This window comes from uncultured Corynebacterium sp. (genome assembly GCF_902782855.1).
Lineage (GTDB): Bacteria > Actinomycetota > Actinomycetes > Mycobacteriales > Mycobacteriaceae > Corynebacterium.
Genome location: NZ_CACZOO010000238.1, coordinates 1 through 4714, shown reverse-complemented (window position 1 = coordinate 4714; position 4714 = coordinate 1). Strand labels below are relative to the sequence as shown.

4 protein-coding genes are annotated in these 4714 nt (G+C 70.7%); all 4 read right to left on the bottom strand.

What is annotated here, in order from left to right:
- Window positions 1–70: 70 nt before the first annotated feature.
- The 4 genes from QZV72_RS09840 to QZV72_RS09825 all read right to left on the bottom strand — a co-directional run bounded on the left by QZV72_RS09840 (window position 71) and on the right by QZV72_RS09825 (window position 4538).
- On the bottom strand, window positions 71–1090 hold the full coding sequence (locus tag QZV72_RS09840; RefSeq protein WP_297007985.1) for an MsnO8 family LLM class oxidoreductase: 1020 nt from the start codon (window positions 1088–1090) through the stop codon (window positions 71–73).
- A 7-nt stretch (window positions 1091–1097) separates the two neighbouring features.
- The gene (trpS, locus tag QZV72_RS09835; RefSeq protein WP_367119098.1) at window positions 1098–2129 is read right to left on the bottom strand and encodes a tryptophan--tRNA ligase; all 1032 of its coding nucleotides are present in this window, start codon (window positions 2127–2129) and stop codon (window positions 1098–1100) included.
- 341 nt (window positions 2130–2470) lie between these two features.
- Window positions 2471–3271 carry a type 1 glutamine amidotransferase gene (locus QZV72_RS09830; protein WP_297007981.1) on the bottom strand — a complete coding sequence of 267 codons (801 nt, stop codon included), beginning with the start codon at window positions 3269–3271 and terminating at the stop codon, window positions 2471–2473.
- On the bottom strand, window positions 3264–4538 hold the full coding sequence (locus QZV72_RS09825) for a Mur ligase family protein (RefSeq protein ID WP_297007979.1): 1275 nt from the start codon (window positions 4536–4538) through the stop codon (window positions 3264–3266). The genes QZV72_RS09830 and QZV72_RS09825 overlap by 8 nt, the downstream gene beginning before the upstream one ends.
- Window positions 4539–4714: the final 176 nt, after the last annotated feature.

Here is a 4714-nt window from a genome sequence, read left to right as displayed (position 1 = left end):
GCGGCGTGGCTGCTGACTGACCGGCCGCTCCCGGCCGCTCCCGGTGGCTACCCGGCGTCCATCCGGGCAGCTACCCGGCGTCCACCCCGGCGAGGGCCTCGGCGATGACCGCGCGGGACTCGCTGCGCTCCCCGGCGTCCACCAGCATGTCCTGCACCATGACCTCCGTCGCCCCGGTCCGCTCCACCAGCTCCTGCACCTGGGACCGCAGCGATTCCACCGTGCCGCAGACCTGCATCGGGATGCCGGACGCACCGACATGGCCACTGAGCATCCGGTCGGTCAGCGGCAGCTGCGCCTCCGCCTCCGCGACCGTCGACACCCACGGCTCCTGCCCGGACCTCAACCGCCGGTGCATCAGCCGCGCCGGCCAGGTCCGTCGCCGCGCCTCCTCCTCGGTCGCCCCGCCGACCATGTTCAGTGCCAGGATGGCCTCACGCTCCGACGGCCCGAACGCGGACGCCGTGAACTGCGACCGGTGCGCCGCCAGGGCGTCCTCCGCGGTCCGGGGGTTGATGAACCCGGCGAAGACGTACCCCAGCCCCAGCTGACCGGCGAACCCCGCGCTGCTCCCCGAGGACCCCAGCACCCACACCTGCGGACGCCCCGGAACCCCGGTCGCCATCTCGATGGACACGAAGGGGTGGTTAACCGCGAAGGCGTCGTAGTAGTACGCGAGGATCTCCTGGACCTGCTGGGCGTAGTCGTCGACCCGCTGTGAACTGCGGTCGCGCTGCAGGGCGGCGTCCACCACCGGCCCACCGGTCGCCCGGCCCAGACCCAGGTCGATCCTCCCCGGGAACAGGGCCTCCAGCTGCAGGAACCGCTCCGCCACGCTGAACGGGCTGTAGTGGTTGAGCAGCACCGCACCCGACCCGACGCGGATCGTCGAGGTCTCGCGCGCGGCCAGGGCGATCAACGAGACCGGGTCCTGGGACGCGAACGTCGACGAATTGTGGTGTTCGGCGTACCAGATCCGGTGGTAGCCGAGCCGCTCCGCCTCCGTGGCGGCGGCCAGCGCGGCCTCCAGCGCGTCATGCTTACCGGAGCCCTGCCGCACCGGGCCGAGTTCGACGAGTGAGTACCTCATGGCGTCCTCAGTACACCATCCCCATGACCTCACGCACCCGGGTCAGTGTGGCGTCCGCGACCTCGTTGGCCCGCTCGTTGCCCGCACGCAGCACGGACAGCAGGTAACCGGGGTCGGCGATGAGCTCCGCACGCCGGGCCCGGTGACCGGCGAGGTGGTCGTTGACCGCGGCGGTGACGACCTTCTTCAGCTCACCGGAGCCGGCGTCCCCGATCCCGGAGGCGATCTCGGCGGCGGGGCGTCCACTGAACTCCGCGGCGATGGTCAGCAGGTTCGCGACCTCCGGACGCCTCTCGGGCTCGAAGGTGATGTGGCGCTCCGAATCGGTGACGGCCTTGCGGAAGATCTTCGTGGTCTCGTCGGCGGTCGCACCCAGCGGTACCGTGTTGCCGCGGGACTTGCTCATCTTGCGCCCGTCGGTGCCGGTGATCATCGGGGCACTGGTGAGCAGGGCGTTCGGCTCGGTGAAGACCTGCTCGCCACCGGCGTAGCGCTCGTTGAACCGGCGGGCGATGACGCGCGCCTGCTCGATGTGCGGCAGCTGGTCCTGGCCCACCGGCACGACATTGCCGTGGCAGAAGAGGATGTCGCATGCCTGGTGCACCGGGTAGGTGAGCAGCAGCCCGGACATCGCCCGGCCGTCGGTGGCGGCGAGCTCGTCCTTCACCGTGGGGTTGCGGTGCAGTTCGGCCTCGGTGACCAGGGAGAGGAACGGCAGCATGAGCTGGTTGGCGGCCGGGACCGCGGAGTGGGCGAAGATCGTGGTCCGCGCCGGGTCGATGCCGGCGGCGAGGTAGTCCGCGAGGACGCCGAGGACGTTGCCGTGGATGTCGCCGAGGGAGTCGCGGTCGGTGATGACCTGGTAGTCGGCGATGAGCAGGAAGGTGTCGATGCCCTTGTCCTGCAGCGTCACCCGGTTGCGCACGGTGCCGAGGTAGTGGCCGATGTGCAGCGCGCCGGTCGGCCGGTCGCCGGTGAGGACGCGCAGTCCGGCGCGTTCGGCGACCCGGGCGGGATCGGTGGGCGCGGTGTCGTCGATGAGGTTCTGCAGCCGGTCGCTGCGCTCGCGGGCGGCGGTGAGGGAGGCGTTGTTCGTCACGGTGTTTCTCCTGGGTGCTGGGGTGTTGCGCCTCCGCCGCCGAGCGGCGCCGGGGGATGCCCGGGATAAGGAAGGACGCCGCCTTCGGTGGGGAGGCGGCGTCGAAAGAAAAAGGTACGGTTCATCCGGTGGCTGCCTGTCTAGGACAGCCACCACCAGCGACGGAGTGTGGTGGAGGATCCGGGTGAACTCACGGGGACAAGTCTAGCCCCGGGGGAGGGGAGCGTTCCCACCGGATGCCGGACGCCGGGGTCCGGCCCACCGAGCACTTGGCGGTCAGTTCACGCCTTCAGCCGCTCCGCGCGCAGCGTGGCGACCTCGTCGACCAGCTGCCCGGCGAAGGCACCGGTCATCGGCGGCAGGTCCGCGAGTGCGACACCGGTGGCCTTGGCCAGCAGCAGGTCCGCGAGCTGCGGGTTGCGGGCCAGCACCGGGCCGTGCATGTAGGTGGCGATGACGGAACCCTGCACCGCACCCTCGTGGTAGACCTCGACCTTCGCGGTCTCCGGGGAAAGCCCGGCGCTCAGCGCACCGTGGGCGTCGGTGTTGCCGGTGCCGTGCGTGACATGGCCGAGTGGGGAGGCGTCCGGCCCGAGGATCGTCGCACCCTGGTGGTTCGCGAACCCGGTCAGCGGCTCGGTGAGCTCCTCCATCCCCGCGGCGCGCATGCCCTGCTTCGCCGGCACGGACTTCAGCTCACCGATCATCCGGGTCTGCAGCGACGAGGTCGTCGCGTCGATCAGTCCGAGCCCGTCGACCATCCGGTCCGAGGCACGGAAGCTGTGGCCGAAGACCTGCAGTCCCGCGCAGATCGCAAGGACGGGGCGCCCCGCATTGACCGCGCGGGTGATGCCGCCGTCGGCGATGAGGTGTTCGGCGGCGAGGATCTGGGCGACGTCCTCACCGCCGCCGACGGTGTAGACGTCGAGACTCTCGGGTACCGCGTCCCCGAGGGTGATGCGGTGGATCTCGGCGTCCATGCCGCGCATCCGGGCCCGTTGCCGCAGGACCAGGGCGTTCCCGTCGTCGCCGTAGGTTCCGAGCACGTCCGGCAGGACCAGCCCGATCGTCAGCTCAGCCATTCTGCTGCTCCTTCTTCGTGGTGGTCTGCAGTGCCTTGTTCAGGTCACGGAAGGCGGTGTAGTTCGCCAGTACCTCGACCCGCCCTGCGGGGCAGGTGCGCAGGGCGTCGAGCATGTCCGGCACCGTGTCATGCTCCACCCCGGCGTAGCCGAGGCGCACGGCGAGGTCGGCGGAACGCTCACCGGAGGAGACGACCTTCATCCCCTCGAAGTTCTCGAAGACGACGTCCCACAGCCACGACAGGTCGGTCCCGTCGGCGACCTGGCCGTTGACTGCGATGACCAGGCCGTCGGCGGTGCGGTCCACCATGGACAGGGCCTCCTGCCAGCCGGCCGGGTTCTTCGCGAGCAGCAGGTGCACCTGGCGTCCCTCGAAGTCGACGGTGGCGTAGCGTCCGGCGACATTGTCGACCCGTTCGGCGGCGGCGACGGCGTCCGCCTCGGGGACGCCGAGGGCGACGGCGGCGGTCACGGCCTGCGCCGCGTTGCCGCGGTTCGCGTTGCCGGGCAGGGTGAGGTTCAGGTTCCGGTCACCCTCCGGGGTGTGCAGGCCGGCGGCGTCGACCGTCACGGAAGGGGTCGGACGCCGGAACTCGGTCCCGTCGGCCAGCGGCTTCACCGCGAACCAGTCCGGGGTCCCGTCGGCCTTCTCGGTGCGCACGATCGCGCCACCGGTGCGCGGGCAGCTGGTCGAGTCGCCGGTGAATCCGACCCCGGCGGAGACCCACACCACGTTCGGGCAGTCCCACGCGACCGAGGAGACCTGCACATCGTCGCAGTTGGCGATGACGGTGAGGCCGGGGTTCGCGGTGACGTACTCGCGCAGGACGCGTTCGATTCTGTTGATCTCGCCGACCCGGTCGAGCTGGTCGCGCGACAGGTTCAGCAGCACGAGCACGTCACAGTGCAGCTTCGTGGCGATGTGCGGGACGTGCAGCTCGTCGACCTCGAGGACGAGACGTTGGGCGTCCCTGCCGGCGAGGAGCGCGGAGATGACGCCGGCGTCCATGTTGTCGCCGCCGTCGTTGGTGCACACGGTGCCGATGCCGCGGACCGCCTCGGCGAGCATCCGGGTGGTGGTGGACTTGCCGTTGGTGCCGGTGACGATCGCGCAGGGACGCCCCTGCCCGAGCTGCTCCATCAGCTTCGGGTCGATGAAGTCGGCGACGAGACCGCCGATCATGCCACCGTTGCCACGGCCGGCCTTGCGGGACGCCCAGGTCGCCAGGTCGGCGGCGCGGACGGCTAATGAGGTACGCAGACCCATCAGATCACCCTATCTACTTGGACTGGTTGGAGTGGTTCGACTGGTTGGACCGGGCTGACCGGTGGTTCGACCCGGAACGGCGCCGACGCCGCGCCCCGGACCTGCTCGACCCGGATCCGGAGTTGCCGCCGGACGCCTGCTGCCTGGACTGGCCCTGGCCGCCCTGCCCGCCCTGC